Consider the following 16,419-nt stretch of genomic DNA (forward strand, 5'->3'; position numbering starts at 1 on the left):
ATCGCGACGGTGGTGTGAGCCGGTGCAGTGGGCCCACATCACCTGGGTGCGCGATGTGGCAATGGTGGGGGAAGGGTGCTGTGGTGGGGTTGCTGGAAGTCACGGGATCGACAAGGCGTGGGGTGCCTGACGGTGGTAAGCCCGTCGACCTCCACCCATTGCTACCGGGGGGAACTACTTGAAGCGAGGCGACGCTACACTCTCTTATTCCGGATTCCGTTTCACTTTACTCCAGTTTAACCCGCCACAAAACCGGCGTAGAACGTTCATAGATGGATCTCACCGAGAAGTGGCGATAAACATAAAAGCGATCCGACACCGATCAGCCGGTCAGCTCCTCGGCGACCACGCTCGCGTCGACCAGGCGCGGGTCGATCGCGAGGTCGAGCTGGCCGCGAACGAACTCGGGAACCGTGTCGCGTGCGTAGACGACGGTCCGGAGTTCGTCGGTGAGATCGCGGGCGATCGGGATGGTCGTGGCCTCCGCGACGTCGGTGAGGACGTACAGGTCCGCCTCGAGGATTCCCGCCTCCTCGAGGGTGGGCCGCGAGAGAACGCCCGTGAGCCGGGTGACGTCGACGCCTCGCTCCTCGAGCGCGTCGGCGATGCCGTCCTCGTCGGGGCCGGCGACGATCGCTCGAGTCATTCGTACTCGATCGTCGCGGGCGGTTTGTGGGTGACGTCGTAGACGACCCGCGCGACGGTGTCGTTCTGGCCCGTGATGCGCGACTGGATGCGCTGGAGGGTCTCCCAGTCGATCTCCTGGGCGCGGGCGGTCATTCCGTCCCGGGAGTCGACCGAGCGGACCGAGACGACCCAGCCGTGGACGCGGTTGTCGCCCTTCACGCCCGTTGCCTTGCCGATAACCGCGGCCAGCGCCTGCCAGGGGTCGTATTCCTCGAGTTCCTCCTCGACGACGTGGCAGGCCTCGCGGGCGACCTCGAGTTTCTCCTCGGTGACTTCGCCAATCACTCGAACCGCCAGACCGGGGCCGGGGAACGGCATTCGCTCGGCGACGAGTTCGTCGAGACCGAGGTGGCGCGCGACCTCCCGGACTTCGTCTTTGTAGAGGTCGCGGACGGGTTCGACGATCCCCTCGAAGTCGACGACGTCCGGGAGACCGCCGACGTTGTGGTGGGACTTGATCCCGCCCTCGCTCTCGATTCGGTCGGGGTAAATCGTCCCTTGAACGAGGTAATCCGCTCCAGCGTCCGTGGCCTCGCGCTCGAACTCGCGGATGAACTGTTCGCCGATCACCGCCCGCTTCTCCTCGGGGTCGGTGACGCCGGCGAGAGCCTCGAGAAAACGCTCTTTCGCGTCGATCACCCGCAGGGACTCCATGTAGTCGAACGTCTCGCGGATCTGGGCCGTCTCGCCCTTTCGCATCAGGCCGGTGTCGACGTAGACGGGCGTCAGGCGGTCGCCGATGGCCTCGTAGGCCAGCGCGGCGGCCACCGAGGAGTCGACGCCCCCCGACAACGCGATGACGGCGTTGGCGTCGCCGATTTCGTCTTCGATCTCTTCGACTGCGTCCGGAACGAACGTGTTCGTCGTAACCATCAGTAGGTAACCTCGGTTTCTTCGTGTTCTGCGTGGGGGTTCTGGGCCGCGTCGGTTCGATCGAGAACGGTCTCGAGCAGGCCCACGAACGGCGGACTCGGCCGGCCGGGCCGGGAGCGGTACTCGGGGTGGAACTGCGTGCCGAAGAAGAACGGGTGATCCTCGAGTTCGAGGATCTCCATCCGGTTGCCGGCGGTGCCCGAGAACACCATCGACTCCTCGGCGAAGGCGTCGAAGTACTCGGGGTTGACCTCGTAGCGGTGGCGGTGGCGCTCCGTACACGACGTCGCGCCGTAGAGTTCGTGGGCGAGCGTTCCCGGCTCGATTTCCGTGTCGTGAGCGCCCAACCGCATCGTTCCGCCCATGTTCTCGACCTCGTACTGTTCGGGCAAAATGTCGATCACCGGGTGCGGGGAGTCGGGTTCCATCTCCGCGGAGTGGGCGCCCTCGAGTCCCAGCACGTTTCGTGCATATTCGACGACCGCCATCTGGAAGCCCAGACACAGCCCCAGGAACGGAACGTCGTTCTCGCGGGCGTAGCGCACCGCGTCGATCTTCCCCTGGGTGCCCCGCATCCCGAACCCACCGGGGACGATGATCCCGTCGGCGGCCTCGAGTCGCGCCTCGTGATCGGCGTTCATCTCGTCGGCGTCGACCCAGCGGACGTCGACGTCGACGCCGAGTTCGAAGCCGGCGTGTTTCAGCGACTCGTGGATCGACATGTAGGCGTCCTCTAAGTCGTACTTGCCGACGAGGGCGATATCGACGCACCCCTGCTTTTCGGAAGTGATGACCTCGCGCCACTCGTTGGCCCGCTCGCCGGCGGGCAGCGCCTCGTCTTCGAGGGCGAAGCGCTCGAGGACGTACTGGTCTAACCCCTCCTCCTCGACGACGAGCGGCACGTGGTAGACGTCCTCGACGTCGGGGTTCGAGAAGACGGCCTCGGTGGGGATGTCACAGAACAGCGCGATCTTTTCTTTGGTAGCGGGCTCGAGTTCGTCGTCACAGCGGCCGACGATCACGTCGGGCTGGAGGCCGATCGAACGGACCTCCTTGACGCTGTGCTGGGTCGGTTTCGTCTTCTGCTCGCCGTTTTTCGAGTACGGGACCAGCGTGACGTGGACGAACAGCACGTTCTCCTCGGGTTCCTCGTGGGCGAACTGGCGCAGCGCCTCGAGGTAGGGCATCCCCTCGATGTCGCCCACCGTTCCGCCGACTTCGACGATGCAGACGTCGGTTCCCGCGGCGGCCTCCCGAATGCGCCGCTTGATATCGTCGGTGATGTGGGGGATGATCTGGACGGTCTTGCCGAGATAGTCGCCCGCCCGCTCCTGTTCGATGACGTGCTGGTAGGTCTTCCCCGTGGTGACGTTGTGGTCCGAGGTCATGTCGATGTCGAGGAACCGCTCGTAGTTCCCCAGGTCGAGGTCGACCTCGCCGCCGTCTTTCAGCACGTACACCTCCCCGTGCTGGTAGGGGTTCATCGTCCCCGCGTCGACGTTGAGGTACGGGTCGATCTTCACCGCGGTCACGTCGAACCCGGCGTTCTTGAGGAGCCGGCCGGTGCTCGCGGCCGTGATCCCCTTGCCCAGGCCAGACATGACCCCGCCGGTGACGAAGATGAACTTGTTCCCCAGCGAGGGATCATAATGAGTGTCCGATTCCGTCGGCATACCGACTGTCCGCGTGACCGGTTGAAAACCATTTCGGAGCGGTCGGCGTTCGACACGGGCTGTCAGTGTCGGCGGTTCGAGCCCGACCCGCGACCCGGCGGATACGTCACCCAGACAACTTTTACCCCGCGACGCGTACCGGCGCGTATGTCACTCGAGTACCGCGGGACGACCGTCGACGTCGAGCCGCCGGACATCGGCTTCCAGGCCGCGTTCGGCTTCTATCTCGGCCTCACCGTCGGCGGGAGCGTCGTCCTCGCGGGCGTGCTCGCCGGCGCGACGACGGCAACGCTGCTCGGGGCGTTTCCAACGGTCGTCACTGCGGTGACCATCGCCGGTCACCTCCTCGCCAGGCGAGCCCGCGGCCTCCCCGAACGGATCGGTCGCGCCCGTCGGTGGCGGTTCGGCTGTTACCTGCCGGCGATTGCCTTCGCGGCGGCCGCGCTCGCGCCTCGCGTCATCTCGCTCGAGGCCACGAGCAGGTACTACCTCGCGGCCGTCGGCTTCGCGGTCGTCCTCGGCGTCGCGGCGCTCGGCCTCGAGCGGCTGTGTCGAAACCGGTTCGTCGAGGCGGTCACGGCGGACGAGCCGGCCGCCGTCTGGACGTACCGACCGGCGGGCCTCCTCGCCCGCGGCGTCGTCTGGTTTCCGCTGGCCGTTTTCGTACTCGCCGGCGGCGCCGCGAGCGTCGCCGCCGGAAGCCCGGTCGGCCTGCTCTGGATCGCGATAGGCGTCCTCGTGGTCGCCTGGATCTGGTTCGACGTCGAGGGGAGCGCCCGCGGGAAGAAGTATGGCGGCAAGCGGTACTCGGCCGACACGAGCAGCGCGTCGGACGCGCAGTGGGGCGAGCTGCGCGCCCACGAGCGCGGCATCCGGTACGACAGGGGGCGTGCGAGCAAACTCGTTCCCTGGGAGAGCGTTTCGGGGGTCGAACTCATCGACGACGAACTCGTCCTGCAGCGTCGGTTTCGCACCCTCCGCTGTGACCGCGAGGCGATCGACGACCCCGAGGCCGCCCTCGAGGCGATCCAGCGGCTCCGGGCGCGGGCCCGAGCCGCGGAGATTTAACGGTCGGCGGACTCGAGGTGCGCCTCGAAAAACCCGCTCACCGTCGCCGCGACCTTGTCGTGCTGGCCGACGAAGAAGTGATCCGCCGGGAGCGCGTGGACCGCGAGGCCGAGCTCCCGCGCCCGCGAGACCACCGGCTCCCAGTTCACCGTCGAGTCCCGCTCGCCGTAGCAGACCTGAACGGGACAGGCGAGGCGGTCGAGCGCCGGCACGACCTCGAGGTCGGGAGCGAGCCGGTCGGGCGGTGCGAGCGCCGAAACCGCCCGAACGTCGCGGTCGACGGTCGCACCCGCCAGGATCGCCTGCGCGGAGCCGAAACTGAAGCCGAAGACGCCGACGCGGTCGTAGCGGTCGGCCGCCCAGCGGATCGCGTTTCGGGCGTCCTCGCGCTCGCCGTACCCCTCGTCCCACTCGCCGTAGTCGAAGCGCAGACAGGCGACCCCGCGTTCGGACAGCGTGTCGGCGACGGCGACGAGCCGACGGTCGCCGCGGTGGCCGCCCTGCCGGGGGTGGGGCGGGCAGGCGACGACGATCGAATCGCTATCGGGGTCCGCGAGACTCCCGCGGACGTCGCGCGCACCGGGAACTGCTACGTCGGTCATGTCCCACACTCGCCGCCCCGACTCCATTAATCGTCCGCGTCGACCGCGAACCGCCCCGCCGTCTCCCGGACTGTTGAGGAAGTGATGTTTTTAAGGGGTACGAACGACACGTACATAGTATGGGTATCCTCTCTCGGACGTCGTACGTCATCCGGTCGAAGATCAATTCGATCTTGAACCGGGCCGAGGATCCGACGCAGACGCTCGATTACTCCTACGAGCAGATGCGCGATCAGCTCCAGCAGGTCAAACGCGGCATCGCCGACCTCACCACGCAGAAAAAGCGCCTCGAGATGCAAAAGCGCCGCCTCGAGGAGAACGTCGAGAAACACAACGGCCAGGCCCGCACCGCGGTCCAGCAGGGCCGGGAGGATCTCGCGCGCAAGGCCCTCGAGAAGAAGAAGACGAAGATGAACCAGATCGAAGATCTGGAGCGCCAGATCTCCGACCTGCAGAACCAGCAGGATCGGTTGATCGAGCAGAAAGACGAACTCCAGAGCCGCATCGAGGAGTTCCGGACCAAGAAGGAGACGATGAAGGCCCGGTACGAGGCCGCGGAAGCGAGTTCCACCGTGTCGGAGGCGATGACCGCGACCGGCGAGGAGTTCGAGGACGTCGGCCGCGCCATCGAGCGCGCGGAGGAGCGCACCGAGGACATGGAGGCGCGCGCGGCCGCGCTCGACGAACTCCACGAATCCGGCGCGTTCGAGGACGTGCTGTCGGACAAGGACACGATCGACCGCGAACTCGAGGAGCTGTCGACCGACAGCGGCGTCGAAGCCGAACTCGAGACGCTGAAGTCCGAGATGGGAGTCGAGGCGGACGCCGACGTCGAGGAGACCGAGGAGGTTGAGGCCGATCTCGAGGACCTCGAGGAAGAGGTCGACGACGAGGACGTCGAGGCGGAACTCGCGGAGCTGCAGGAAGAGGAGAACACGTAACCGTCCCGGAGCGTGCGAACTCGTACCGGTTTTTTCGGCCCGTGAACGGACGGCTGGCGGAACGTTTCTCCCGATCGGAAGACGGGCCGCCTCTCGAAGACGGGCGCGCCATACGGCGTCGAGTCACCGGTTACTCCTCCCTGGCGTCCCGCGGTTTGAACCCGTAGCGCTCGGCGAGCGTCGAGATCACTCGATCGTGGAAGTACCACAGGATGGCGACGGCGACGACGATGATAAGGGCGTCCTCGAGGCCGCCCATCAGCCCGAGCGCGATGATCAGCGTCGTCGCACACGCGGCGGCGTGGTTCGTCTTCGTTAGCAGCATCGTGGTCGTGGTCAGCATCATCGCGAGCGTCGCGCTCGCCGAGAGGTAAATGAGCTCCCAGCTGAACGCGATATCGGGCCGGTCGAACACGACGTACGCGCTGACCTCGTTGCCGACGAGCGCGTAGGCGATCAGCCCGGCGGCGACCGCCACCGCGTGGCCGCCGATGACGTGGTACGCCCCCTCGGCTCTGGGCTGCTCGCCGGTCGCCATCAGGTACGCCGACGGTCCCAGGCTCGGAAACAGGAACGGGCGGCCGGTTACGAGCGTAATCAGTCCGAGAATCGAGAAGTGCAGAAAAACGTTGACCGTCGCACTGTATTCGTCTCTAAGGTCGAAATCGCGGCCGGAGTCCGCGGTGGTCTCGTCGGAGTCTCGCACGCGTGGTACGAGCGACACCGCGTACCGACAAAAGCGCTCCTACTGCTGTTGATTCTCGGCCGGGTGGTCAGAACGGATCCGTCGGAGCCGGTTGGCGAGCGGTCGAACCCGGTACCGCGTTCTTTTTCGGGGGGACCACGAAGGGATACTCGATGAACGAGCGACGGAAGACGCGGCGGCGATTGCTAGTCGCCAGCGGCACGCTCCTCACGACCGGGCTCGCCGGCTGCATCGGCGAGGATCCCGGCGCGGACGACCCCTATTTAGGCGACCCGGAGCCTTACGTCGAAGTTCGACTCGAGGGTCCCGGAACCGATGCGAGTGTCGATCCGCCCGTCGTCCACCTCGTCGACGGCGGCACGGTCGAGTGGGTCGCCGACGGCGAGACGCACGACGCAACCGCGTACCACCCGGATACCCACGGCGACCAGCAGCGGATTCCAGACGGAGCCGATCCGTGGGAAAGCGGTCCGCTCTCCTCGGAAGACTCGTTCGACCTCGTCTTGGACGTCGAGGGCGTCTACGACTACGTCTGTACGCGACACGAGGGAGACGGGATGGTCGGCAGCATCGTCGTCGGCTGGCCGGATCCGAACGAGGCGCTGGCGCTCGAGCCCCCGGACGACGACCGTCCCGAGGCAGCGATCGCGGCGCTCGAGGAGCGCAACGAGCGGGTGCGTTCGATGCTGGAGGAAGAACACGACGATTCCGTGACCCTCCCCTGAGAGCCGACCGTCGCGTTCGGCTCCGGGTCGGAAACGGAGTGAGTGGTCAGGCCGGCGTGCCGAGGACGGCGATCTCGTAGCGATCGATCTCGGCCGGGGACTCGAGGAGGACGACCTCGAACGCCCAGCGATCGCCCGCGTCGAGGTCGCCGCCGACGTCCAGGTACCGACCCAGGAGTTCGCCGTCGTCGTTGTACACCCGGACGCGGACCTCGAGCAGCTGGATCCGGTCGTCGCCGACGTTTTCGACGGTTCCCTGGACGGTCGGCCCCCGAAAGTCGTCCTCGATGACGAACTCGTGATCGACGAGCGAGAGCGCGTCGAGTTCGGTGATACCCTCGTTCACCTCCTGTTCGGCGAGCGCCTCGGCTGCGACCATCTCTTCGGGCGATCGTTCCTCGTCGCCGGCATCCTCGACGGTTCCCTCGACGTACGTCGGCGCGTTATCTCCGACGACGTCGCTGCAGCCTGCGAAAACCGCCGCCGCGCTCGTGCCGAGCAACCCGAGGACGTACCGACGACTCGACGGTTCGGTTCGTCTCATTTTGACCGGCAGTGTAGACGAGGGTAATTATCAGTACCGACCATACGTAGATCCACGAGACGAGCGCATATCAGTCTGAACCCTGCCGTATCCGGCGGGCGACGTATGCAATGCCTGACCTTATTGCGGCATACCTCGAAGCTGGAATATGGGGTCGTCCGGAGAAGACGATAGTCTGACATCGTTCGGTGCGAACGTCGGGAGACAGCCGAGCCTGCTGTCCCGGAGTCAGGACTGGATACTGGTCAAAGCCGACCGGCTCTTCGTCGCGGCCGTCATCTCGGTCGCGACGTTCTTCCTCTTTCTCGGGCTGGGTGAATTGGGCGTTATCTCCTTCGTCAACGACGATTCGATCACCCGCCTGGCCGGCGGGATGATCGCCGGCACGTTCTCGCTGGTAACCCTCGTCGTCTCGATCAACCAGCTCATCCTCTCGCGGGAATTCACCGCCGCGGGCGAGGCCAGAGAACAACTCGAGGGGGTGCTCTCCTTCCGCGAAGAGGTGGCGGAGGTCTCGTCGGTTCCGGCGAGCCCGGCCTCGCCGACGCGGCTACTCGAGCTCCTCGTGGCGGCGATCTACGACCGGGCCACCGACCTGGAAGAAGTCGCCGAGGATCACGACGACGACGTCAGAGAGGTGATCCAGCAGTACGTCGAGGACGTCACGGAGAGCACCGAACACATCGACAGGGTGCTGAAAGAGTCGACGTTCGGAACGTTCAGCACCGTCTCGGCGACGATCAGCTACGACGAGTCCTGGCACCTGTACGTCGCCGAGCACCTCCGGGAGCGCCACAGCGACGAGCTGTCCGAGGAGGCGCACGAATCGCTCGAGAATCTTATCGAGGCGTTCAAAATGCTGGACATCGCCCGAGAACACTTCAAAACGACGTACCTGCAGCGAGAGCTCACCCGGTTTTCCCAGCTCACGATCTACTGTGGCGTCCCGGCGATCCTCGCGGCGATGCTCATCGGGTTCGTCTACGGCGACATCACCGGTCCCTCGATCAGCGTCGTCTATCTTCCGTTCGTCGTCAGCGGACTCATCGCGGTCGTCGTCTCGCCGCTGGCGTTGCTGACCGCGTTCATCCTCCGGACGGCGACGCTGACGCGCCGAACGGCGTCGACCGGCCCCATGGTCCCACAGAAGAACCCAGAGGAAGGGCCGTTCGACGTCGAGTACGGCGACGACGACTCGCGGCCAGCGTCGGCCCACTCGGAGTAGCCCCGTCGCGGTCAGGCTACACCGCTGAACGAGGGCGGGAGTCGGCAGGTTTGCGCCTACCCGCACGCCGTCGGTGACGATCGCCGGGCGGGGATACTTCACGCACAGTACCATACCGTCGAACGAACCCGATGAGCAGCGACAGTTCACAGCCCGGCGACACGATGGCCGAGCGAAGCCAGGATTCGGCGTGGAAGCACTGGTTCCTCCTCAACGCGAACCGGTGGCTCGTTACCGCTCTCCTCGTGGCCTTCGTCTTCGTGGGCTTGCTGATTCTCAGCCAGGTGAGCCCCGTCTCGCTGCGGGCCCTCATGGGCGAAAAGGAGCCGGTTCACTTCCTCTTCCAGGCGCTCGTGACCGCCCTGATCACCGGCGTCACGCTCGTGCTGACGATCAACCAGCTCGTGCTCTCCCAGGAACTCGGCGCCGTCGACGACCAGCGCGAGCGCCTCGAGGGCTCGCTCGAGTTCCACGACGACGTCGAGGACGTGATCGACGCGCCGATCAGTCCGCCGGAGCCGGCGGCGTTCGTGCGAGCGATCATCAGCGCCTCCCAGGACCGCGCGGACGAGTTTCGCGACGCCGTCGACGACAGCCGTGACGAGGAGTTCGAAGAGCGCGTCGACGACTTCGTCGACAACCTCACCACTCACGCCGACGAGATCCGAGACGACCTCGAGGACGCCCAGTTCGGCACCTACGACGTCGTCAAGGCGGCGCTCGACTACAACTACTCCTGGAAGATCTTCCGCGCCCGGCGGATCAGAAACGCGCACGCCGACTCGTTCACCGACGAAGCCAAGGACGCCTACGACGGGCTGCTCGAGTCCCTGAAGCTGTTCGGACTCGCCCGCGAGCACTTCAAGACGCTCTACTTCCAGTGGGAGCTGATCAACCTCTCGCGGGCGATGATGTACGTCTCGGTGCCCGCACTGATCGTGGCGATCTCGATGCTGCTGTTCTTCGACGCGGAGGCCGTCACCGGGACGGTACTTGGCGTCGACACCGTCGTCTGGGTCTCCGTTGCGACCGCGACGATCGCCGTGATCCCGTTTCTGCTCCTGATCGCGTTCGTCCTTCGGATCGCCACGATGGCGAAGCGCACCCTGGCGATCGGCCCGTTCATCCTCCGAGACTCGAGCCGCGGCGAGGAGATCGAGTGGGACTGAGCCGCGGCGAGGGAGGTCCCCTACTCGGGGACCGCGCCAGTGCCGTTTCGCTCGAGGCTCGCCAGGTCGATCCGGCCGCCGGGCATCCCGACGCCGTCGTAGACGTCCTCGGCGAGCAACAGCGAGCCGTCGAGGTCGGCGTAGTCGAGCAGCGGGGCGAGGTGGGCCGCGCCGGCGATCGAGGCGTTCGATTCGGACATACAGCCGCACATCACCTGCAGGCCGTGGGCGCGGGCCGTGTGGATCATCCGCAGCGCCTCCCGCAGCCCCCCGCACTTCATCAGTTTCAAGTTCGCGATGTCACAGCGGTCTGCGATCTGGGGGATGTCCTCGAGCGTGATGCAGGACTCGTCGGCGGCGATCGGGAGCGCCGCGCGCTCGTAGACGTATCGCAGCCCCTCGGGGTTCTCGGCGGCGACGGGCTGTTCGACGAACTCGAGGTCGTACTCGACGAGCGAGTCGATCATCGAGACGGCCTCTCGCGGCGTCCACGCCTCGTTGGCGTCGACGTAGAGGCGGACGTCCGGGGCGACCTCGCGGATGGTGCGAACGATCTCCTCGTCGCGGTCGGTGCCGAGTTTGACCTTCAGGGTGCCGTACCCCCGCTCGACGGCCTCCTCGGTCTTCTCGCGCATCGTCTCGGTGTCGTCGATCCCGATCGTGTAGGATGACTCGACGGTGTCGGTCGGATCGAGCCCCCAGTAGCGGTACAGCGGTACCTCGAGCTGTTTCGCCGCCAGGTCGTGGAGCGCGATGCTCACCGCACAGCGGGCGGCCGGGTTGCGCTCGATCGTGTGTCGCATTCGCCGCTCGATCCGCTCGAGGGCGTGGGGATCGCCGACCTCCTCGACGACGGCAAGCAGGTCGGGCAGGACGGCCTCGACGGTCGCCGCCGTCTCGCCGTAGTGAGCCGAGGGACCGGCACCGCCGATCCCGACGTTTCCGGCGTCGTCTTCGATCTCGACGGTGACGAGCTCCGCCGCCGTCTGGGTCCCCCGGGAGATCGTAAACGGGTACTCGAGAGGCAGCGAGACGCGCTCGAAGGAGGTCTCGAGGCTCATAGAACCGCCTCCAGGATCTCGGCGGCGTCGAAGCGGACGGGGTCGGTCGCGGGAGCGCCGAGTTCCGCCTCGAACGCCTCGACGGCCGCCCGGGCTTCCTCGTCGTCCATCCCGTAGGTGTTGAGCGCGCCCGCGTAGACGCGGGCGGGGTGGACCGGTTCGGCGAGTCCCTCGTAGAGGTCGACGCAGGTCTCCATCGGCGGCACCGGAACCGACTCGTAGGCGTTGATTCGCTCTTTGCCGGCCTTGTGACAGAGAACGAGTGAGTCTGGCATCGCCCCGTGAAGGATGCCGCAGGTCACGCCGGAGTAAGCGGGGTGGACGATGCTTCCCTGGCCCTCGACGAAGAGGTAGTCGTGCTCGTCGCCCTTCTCGAGGATCATCTCCTCGACCGCGCCCGCGGTGAAGTCGCTGACGACGCGGTCGATCGGGTTCCCCCACCCCTCGATCATGATGCCGGTCTGGCCGGTCGGGATCACGATCGCGTCGTGGCCCGCCTCCCTCGCGGTGCGAGCGAGTTCCATCGAGACGGTCATCTTGCCGACCGAACAGTCGGTGCCGACGGTGAGGATCACCTCGGCGTCGACCTCGTTCGCGATTCCCTGGCTCACCGACAGGTCGTCGTGGGGTTTGCGGACGTCCCAGAGCTCGCAGTCGTTCTCGGCGGCGAGAGCGGCGAACTCCTCGTCGTCTTCGAGGAAGTAGTGCAGCCCCGAGATGACGTCGCAGCCGCGCTCGAGGGCGGTCCGAACGTCCTCGCGCCAGCTCTCCTCGAACGCGCCGCCGATCGGGGAGATGCCGATTAACAGCGCGTCCACCTCGCCGACGTCGTCCATGCCGGCGACGATCGGGGCGTCCTGTACGTCCGGGACGAACTCCGAGACGCGGCCGCCCGCGTTCTCGCGGTCGAGGACCGCTTCGACGTCGTAGTCGCCGTACCTGAGGACGCCGATGCCGGTTTTGGCGGCGTCGGGAAACAGTTCGTGCGCGAGGATCGCGATGCTCATAGCTTGCCAAAAGGAGAGCGGCTACTTAAGGGTAAACGCACCGGCAGCGTCGACCAGAACGGGTCAGAGCACGTAAAGGTCGGTCCGCCAGAACGACCGGACCGCGTCCTCGAGTGCCGACTTCGGTGCGCCCGTCGCGTCGACGGCGGCCGTCGCCAGGGGGTCGACGTCCGCAGCGAGGGTGTCGACGACCCCGCGCTGGCCGACGAGGTACAGCCGTTCGCCCCCGTACTCGTCGATCGCCGCCCGGCAGCGGTCGAGATGGTCGTCGATCTGGTCGTCGCGGATGCGCTCGAAGCGAGCCTGGGAGAAGCCGCCCTTGGAGTGGTTTCCCTTCACGTCGCTCTCGAACCCGCGGTAGTCGACGCGCTCGTCGCCGTCGTACACCCCGAGCGCGAACAGGTCGGCGCGGACGAGCGCGACCGCGTGTCGCCCCGCCGGCGCGAACCACTCCCGCTCGAGTTCGAACCGGTCGCTCCAGGTCGCCTCGAGGTCCGGCGACAGCGGCGGCTCGAGGGCGACGGAGACGAGCCCCGCATCGTCGGCACAGACCAGACAGGCGTCGAGATCGGCGAGCAGCCGCGCCCGCTCCCCGAGCGCCTCCGAGAGGTCGTCCGGAACCGCCCCGGAGACGCTCGCCGTCAGCGCGCCCTCGGGGCCGGTTCGGAACGACTCGAGCCGGTCGAGGACCTCCTCGAGTCGGCCGCCCCGCAGGCGCTCGTGACGGCGGAACTCGAGTTCGCCGTCGTCGTCCTCCCGGCGCTCGAGTTCGCCCTCGAGCTGGGCGATGCGGTCTTCGAGGCGGTTCTGGCGCTCCTCAGCTTCCTGTCTGGCAGTTACCGCGTCGGATCGGCGCTCGGACTCCGCCTCGTACCGGTTTCGCAACCGCTCGTTCTCGTCTTCGAGGTCGGCGATTCGCTCCTTGAGCGAGGCGCGGCCGAGCAGCTCGTCTATCATCGACCGGAAACGTGAAGCGGGGCTACTTTTACGTTCCGGCGTTGGGGAACTCGTCGTCGCCGTGGCCGACCCCGGCGAACTCGAGGAGCTGTCGTGCGCGCTCCCGGCGTGCGAGGAACACCTCGCGGAGCGTCGGCGGGTTTCGAATCCGGGTTCCCTCGAGGAGGGATTCGGGGAGCGCGAGCGTGTTCGCGGGGACCGAGTCGTCGCCGTGGACCGCGAAGTGACCCGACTCGAGTTTCATGACCAGGGGTTCGTCGAGCCGTTCGATGCCCGAGCCGGTGGCGTACACTTCCTCGTTGATGCGCTCGTGCTGTTCGCGCTGCATCACGGCGTGGGGACCGGTCGTGGGAGTCACGTAGAGTCGTCCGAGATAGTAGCTGTTCGAAAATCGTTCGAACATGGTACGTCAACTCACGTCACACACCGGTATAACTATTCTGCCCCTGTCACCCCTCGACGGGTTGTGATAGCGTGATCCGGCCGGCCGGCGTCAACGGACACCCTAACCACGAAATTATCACGTTCGAAACCGACTGTTTCGTCGTCTATACGACCCCCAACCTCGCTCCGGACGAGTGTGTGACTGTTCGTGTCCGTTCGCACACCCGCCGTTTCCGAGGCGGGTCGCCCCCGTCTCGAGAACGGACAAACCGAGAGACGGTGGTGGGGTGTGAACGCTCCAAACGGATCTGAACGGTCGCGCCCGACAGGTAAACGATCCGAACGAAGGTCCGCCTTTTTAAGCTATTCGCCGGTAGCCGGTAGGTAATGAGTACATTCCGTGCCACGGCGTTCGTCGTGGTCGTCGCTGTCCTCGGGCTCACCGTCGCCCCGATCGCCAGCGCGGCGGTCGTGACGGGCGTCACCGACGAGCCGAGCGACAACGACAGCGACGAACCGCGGGAGACGTCGATGGGAACCGAGATCTCCGAGTTCATGCAGACCAGCGCCGCCGGCGCCGACCACGCCGTCGACACGCGGATGTTCGACGCGGCCTACGAGAACGCGCCGGAGGACCGCCGCGGCGAGATCGTCTCGGACCGCACCTCACACCTCGAGCAGCGCCTCACCTCGCTCGAGCGCGAGTACGCCGAGATCGAAGAGCGCGAAGAGGAGATGAACCCCGCAGCGTACGAAGCGCGGCTGACCCGGCTCGCGGTCCAGATCTCCGCCCTCGAGAACGCGATCGACCAGGCCGAGCCGCGGGCGAACGAGTCCGGCGTCGGAACGGACGCCATCGTCGACCTCCGGACGAACGCGATGTCCCTCGCTACCAGCGAGATCACCACGCGGGCCGGCGACCTGATCGGCATCGAGTTCTCGCTCGGCCAGGGTGACGCCGCGCCCGGACAGGGAGACACCCCGCCCGGACAGTCGGGCGACACCGACGCCGGCGGCGGTGGCGGCGAAACGGTAGACGGAGACGGCGTCGACGGCGATAGCGGCGGGACGGTAGACGGCGAGCTAGACGTCGAGGAAAGCGACGCCGTCGAGAGCGAGAACGATTCCGCCGAGAGCGAGTGAGCCGCGCTCTGCGGAACGCCGAGAGACACCCTTTTCAGCACTCATCGCCAACGTCGGATAGATGGACTCCGCTGCGTTGCTGGATCTGCTCGGAAACGAAAACCGGCGACGAATCCTGCGGTTACTGGCGCGGAAGCCCTGTTACGTCACCGAGATCTCCGAGTACCTCGGCGTCAGTCCGAAAGCCGTCATCGAGCACCTCAGGAAGCTCGAGGACGCCGGCTTAGTCGAGAGCCACACCGACGACCAGCGGCGCAAGTACTTCCACATCGCGCGGAACGTTCGCCTCGAGGTGAACGTCTCGCCGTACGGCTTCGCGAGCAAGAGCGCCTATCCGTCGAACAACAGCTTCGACATCACCACCTGTCGGCACCTCTCGCTCGACATCAGCTACGACGAGACGGACGAACTCGACGAGCTGTTGAGCACGCTCAAGCGGATGGAACAGCTCGAGAACGAGCTCTCGCTGGCCCAGCGGTGGGTCCAGGGGCGACTGTGTGACGTACTCGATCGGATCTCAGAAACGGTCGGAACCGGCCCGGAGAGCCGAATCTACGCCGACTTGCTTGCGAAGATCCGCGAAGAACCACAGGGAGTGACGGCGCTCAGCCAGGAGATCGACGCCCCCCGGGAGGTCGTCGCCGACCTGCTCGAGACGATGGCCGACGAGGGGATCGTCACCCGGACCGAGCGGGGCTGGGAGCTCGCGACGAGCGAGTGAGTCGGAAGGTCAGATCTCCCGCGAGAGGCCGTCTCGCAGGTCGCGGCCGAAGTAGTACCCCGCCAGCGCGGCCACGATCCCGACGACCGCGCCGACGGCGAAAACGGCCTGCCAGGAGCCGGCGACCGCCGGTATCGGGTGACTGAACAGCGTCGAGAGCCCGCCGGCCGCAACGCCGGCGAGTGCGACCTCGAGATACCGCCGTCTCGAGGTGAGCAGCCCGACGAGAAACGCGACCGCGAGCGCGCCGAGCAGGCCGCCAGCGAAGGGAACGACGAGGTCGCCGACGAACAGACCGACGCCGAGGACGCCGGCCAGCGCGAGAAACGCCTTCGGGGAGAAGTAGTACCCGAGAGAACGCCGTGACGACCCCGTCCGTGTGGGGAGTCGCGACCGAACGCGCGCGCCGAGGCCGGTCGACTCGGCCGTGTCGGCGGCCGAGTCGCCAGTCGCGTCCCCGGGTGGGGACGTCGCGGTCGACCGCGACTGCGGCTCCGCGCCCGACTCCGGACCAGACAGCAGCCGGTCGGTTTCCTCGAGGAGATCGTCGGTCGAACCCGGCTCCCGGGTCGTCGTGACCTCGTCCGAGCGGTCGCTCATACGTGACTCGATGGGGGCGACACCCATGGTCCTTTCGGCATACCAACTGGATCGTCGCGCGAGCCGGCCGGTCCTCGTCGGAACCACCGTCGCTTTTTTGCGCTCGTCGCGTACGCACCTCAATGAACGTCGGAACGGTCGCAGTCGGCGCCGGCGTCGTCGCTCTCGGCGTGGGGATCCTCTACGGGGCCAAACGACTCCTGCCCCGGACCGAGATGCCCGACGAAATCGCCACCTACGTTCGGCTGCTCACCGCCCTGTTCGCGGGCGTCGTGATCACACTCGGGCTCCTCGTCACCCTCTTCGGGTTCTTCGGGGCCTGATCGGCGGTTC

At 66.6% G+C, this 16,419-nt stretch carries 19 protein-coding genes; 8 read left to right on the top strand and 11 right to left on the bottom strand.

All coding sequences use genetic code 11. The features are described 5' to 3' along the window. Positions 1 to 322: 322 nt before the first annotated feature. Genes NMQ11_RS05110 through pyrG form a run of 3 tightly spaced genes read right to left on the bottom strand, consistent with a single transcriptional unit; the run spans position 323 to position 3,233 of the window. The gene (locus NMQ11_RS05110; protein WP_255170328.1) at positions 323 to 646 is read right to left on the bottom strand and encodes a DUF7126 family protein; all 324 of its coding nucleotides are present in this window, start codon (positions 644 to 646) and stop codon (positions 323 to 325) included. Next, the gene (gene guaA, locus NMQ11_RS05115) at positions 643 to 1,560 is read right to left on the bottom strand and encodes a glutamine-hydrolyzing GMP synthase (RefSeq protein WP_255170329.1); all 918 of its coding nucleotides are present in this window, start codon (positions 1,558 to 1,560) and stop codon (positions 643 to 645) included. The genes NMQ11_RS05110 and guaA overlap by 4 nt, the downstream gene beginning before the upstream one ends. Then, entirely contained in the window at positions 1,560 to 3,233 is a 1,674-nt protein-coding gene (pyrG, locus tag NMQ11_RS05120; RefSeq protein ID WP_255170330.1) for a glutamine hydrolyzing CTP synthase, read from the bottom strand. The genes guaA and pyrG overlap by 1 nt, the downstream gene beginning before the upstream one ends. 147 nt (positions 3,234 to 3,380) lie before the next feature. On the opposite strand from pyrG, the gene NMQ11_RS05125 reads away from it, so the two are divergent. Then, positions 3,381 to 4,301 (top strand): hypothetical protein, encoded by a 921-nt coding sequence (locus tag NMQ11_RS05125; protein WP_255170331.1) that lies wholly within the window; start codon positions 3,381 to 3,383, stop codon positions 4,299 to 4,301. Here NMQ11_RS05125 and NMQ11_RS05130 read toward each other — a convergent pair. Beyond that, entirely contained in the window at positions 4,298 to 4,903 is a 606-nt protein-coding gene (locus NMQ11_RS05130; RefSeq protein ID WP_255170332.1) for an alpha/beta hydrolase, read from the bottom strand. The two genes, NMQ11_RS05125 and NMQ11_RS05130, sit on opposite strands and share 4 nt — an antisense overlap. Positions 4,904 to 5,022: 119 nt before the next feature. On the opposite strand from NMQ11_RS05130, the gene NMQ11_RS05135 reads away from it, so the two are divergent. After that, complete coding sequence (locus NMQ11_RS05135; protein ID WP_255170333.1) at positions 5,023 to 5,844, top strand: PspA/IM30 family protein; 822 nt, start codon at positions 5,023 to 5,025, stop codon at positions 5,842 to 5,844. Positions 5,845 to 5,974: 130 nt separating this feature from the next. Here the strand turns inward: NMQ11_RS05135 and NMQ11_RS05140 are convergent, their stop codons facing one another. Continuing rightward, positions 5,975 to 6,550: an HPP family protein gene (locus NMQ11_RS05140; RefSeq protein ID WP_255170334.1), complete on the bottom strand. Its 576-nt coding sequence runs from the start codon at positions 6,548 to 6,550 to the stop codon at positions 5,975 to 5,977. A 152-nt stretch (positions 6,551 to 6,702) separates the two neighbouring features. Between NMQ11_RS05140 and NMQ11_RS05145 the strand changes: the two genes are divergently transcribed. Further along, positions 6,703 to 7,275: a cupredoxin domain-containing protein gene (locus NMQ11_RS05145; RefSeq protein ID WP_255170335.1), complete on the top strand. Its 573-nt coding sequence runs from the start codon at positions 6,703 to 6,705 to the stop codon at positions 7,273 to 7,275. A 46-nt stretch (positions 7,276 to 7,321) separates the two neighbouring features. Here the strand turns inward: NMQ11_RS05145 and NMQ11_RS05150 are convergent, their stop codons facing one another. Beyond that, entirely contained in the window at positions 7,322 to 7,819 is a 498-nt protein-coding gene (locus NMQ11_RS05150; protein WP_255170336.1) for an FxLYD domain-containing protein, read from the bottom strand. Positions 7,820 to 7,967: 148 nt separating this feature from the next. On the opposite strand from NMQ11_RS05150, the gene NMQ11_RS05155 reads away from it, so the two are divergent. Next, on the top strand, positions 7,968 to 9,044 hold the full coding sequence (locus NMQ11_RS05155; protein ID WP_255170337.1) for a DUF7972 family membrane protein: 1,077 nt from the start codon (positions 7,968 to 7,970) through the stop codon (positions 9,042 to 9,044). Positions 9,045 to 9,175: 131 nt separating this feature from the next. Continuing rightward, positions 9,176 to 10,213, top strand: a complete 1,038-nt coding sequence (locus tag NMQ11_RS05160; RefSeq protein WP_255170338.1) for a DUF7972 family membrane protein — start codon at positions 9,176 to 9,178, stop codon at positions 10,211 to 10,213. A gap of 20 nt (positions 10,214 to 10,233) precedes the next feature. Here NMQ11_RS05160 and NMQ11_RS05165 read toward each other — a convergent pair whose 3' ends face one another. The 4 genes from NMQ11_RS05165 to NMQ11_RS05180 form a co-directional block, all read right to left on the bottom strand. Continuing rightward, positions 10,234 to 11,274, bottom strand: coding sequence for a dipeptide epimerase (locus NMQ11_RS05165; RefSeq protein ID WP_255170339.1), 1,041 nt, complete (start codon positions 11,272 to 11,274; stop codon positions 10,234 to 10,236). Beyond that, positions 11,271 to 12,281, bottom strand: coding sequence for an N-acetyltransferase DgcN family protein (locus NMQ11_RS05170; RefSeq protein ID WP_255170340.1), 1,011 nt, complete (start codon positions 12,279 to 12,281; stop codon positions 11,271 to 11,273). The genes NMQ11_RS05165 and NMQ11_RS05170 overlap by 4 nt, the downstream gene beginning before the upstream one ends. A gap of 63 nt (positions 12,282 to 12,344) precedes the next feature. Beyond that, positions 12,345 to 13,238, bottom strand: a complete 894-nt coding sequence (locus tag NMQ11_RS05175) for a Vms1/Ankzf1 family peptidyl-tRNA hydrolase (protein WP_255170341.1) — start codon at positions 13,236 to 13,238, stop codon at positions 12,345 to 12,347. Positions 13,239 to 13,266: 28 nt separating this feature from the next. Continuing rightward, positions 13,267 to 13,641 carry a DUF5802 family protein gene (locus tag NMQ11_RS05180; protein WP_255170342.1) on the bottom strand — a complete coding sequence of 125 codons (375 nt, stop codon included), beginning with the start codon at positions 13,639 to 13,641 and terminating at the stop codon, positions 13,267 to 13,269. Between the two features lie 368 nt (positions 13,642 to 14,009). Here NMQ11_RS05180 and NMQ11_RS05185 point away from each other — a divergent pair, with 368 nt between their 5' ends. Together NMQ11_RS05185 and NMQ11_RS05190 are read left to right on the top strand one after the other, a co-directional pair. After that, a complete protein-coding gene (locus NMQ11_RS05185; RefSeq protein WP_255170343.1) occupies positions 14,010 to 14,765 on the top strand; it encodes a hypothetical protein in 756 nt (251 codons plus the stop codon). Positions 14,766 to 14,826: 61 nt separating this feature from the next. Beyond that, a complete protein-coding gene (locus NMQ11_RS05190) occupies positions 14,827 to 15,486 on the top strand; it encodes an ArsR/SmtB family transcription factor (protein WP_255170344.1) in 660 nt (219 codons plus the stop codon). A 9-nt stretch (positions 15,487 to 15,495) separates the two neighbouring features. Here NMQ11_RS05190 and NMQ11_RS05195 read toward each other — a convergent pair whose 3' ends face one another. Beyond that, a complete protein-coding gene (locus NMQ11_RS05195; RefSeq protein WP_255170345.1) occupies positions 15,496 to 16,086 on the bottom strand; it encodes a DUF456 domain-containing protein in 591 nt (196 codons plus the stop codon). 122 nt (positions 16,087 to 16,208) lie between these two features. Here NMQ11_RS05195 and NMQ11_RS05200 point away from each other — a divergent pair, with 122 nt between their 5' ends. Further along, positions 16,209 to 16,409 carry a hypothetical protein gene (locus NMQ11_RS05200; protein ID WP_255170346.1) on the top strand — a complete coding sequence of 67 codons (201 nt, stop codon included), beginning with the start codon at positions 16,209 to 16,211 and terminating at the stop codon, positions 16,407 to 16,409. Positions 16,410 to 16,419: the final 10 nt, after the last annotated feature.

It is taken from the genome of Natrononativus amylolyticus (assembly GCF_024362525.1).
GTDB classification, from domain to species: domain Archaea; phylum Halobacteriota; class Halobacteria; order Halobacteriales; family Natrialbaceae; genus Natrononativus; species Natrononativus amylolyticus.